Below are 872 nucleotides of genomic sequence, written 5' to 3' on the forward strand. Positions count from 1 at the left end.
GAAGCGGACGACCAACATCCTTGACATTTCCGGAAAGAAATATGCGTTTGATTCAACAACGATTCCGTTGTGTCTTGCAACATTCCCATGGGCAAAGTTCCGAAGCAAGAAAGGAGGGGTGAAAGCTCATGTCTTATACGACATTGAAGCACAATTTCCTGCCTTCTATACTGTAACCACTGCATCAAAGCACGATTCCACAGCAATGTCTTCAATCCATTATGAATCAAATGCTTATTATATATTTGACAGGGCTTATGACTCCTTTAAAGAACTCTATAGGATACATCTTACAGACTCTTTCTTTGTTGTCAGAGCCAAGACGAACTTAAAGTATAAGACAGTCAAATGGAAGCGAAGAATGCCAAAGAACATAATGACAGATGCGGAAGTGAAACTGACCGGATATCTCTCCGAGAAAAAATATCCTGAGTCATTCAGACTCGTCCGATATTACGACGAAGAGGATGACCGTGAGTTCACTTTCTTGACGAATGCAAAACAACTTTCTGCACTGGATGTCGCCAATCTTTATAAGAAAAGATGGTTAATCGAGCTGTTCTTCAAATGGCTCAAGCAGCATCTCAAGATAAAGAAATTCTGGGGCACAACAGAGAACGCTGTTCGCATACAAATCAGTGTGGCTATTATCACGTACTGTCTTGTGGCTATTGTCCAACATGATATGAAGTTGAAACGTTCAACCTATGAAGTTTTGCAAATTCTCAGTATATCATTGACTGACAAAACCCACTTGCGTGACCTGTTCGACAAGACTAATTTCAATGATGTCAAAGATCTAAATGATCCCCTGATTCCGGGGCTTTTTGATTAATTGTTTAACTCGTCCCATTTTAACGGGACACTAATGA

1 protein-coding gene is annotated in these 872 nt (G+C 40.3%); it reads left to right on the top strand.

Annotated elements, in window-relative coordinates; translation table 11 throughout:
• The coding region (locus BQ7483_RS00105) for an IS4 family transposase (RefSeq protein WP_083535601.1) at positions 1–835 on the top strand (835 nt) is incomplete at its 5' end.
• Between the last annotated feature and the right edge of the window lie 37 nt (positions 836–872).

Source organism: Mediterranea massiliensis (assembly GCF_900128475.1).
Lineage (GTDB): Bacteria > Bacteroidota > Bacteroidia > Bacteroidales > Bacteroidaceae > Bacteroides > Bacteroides massiliensis_E.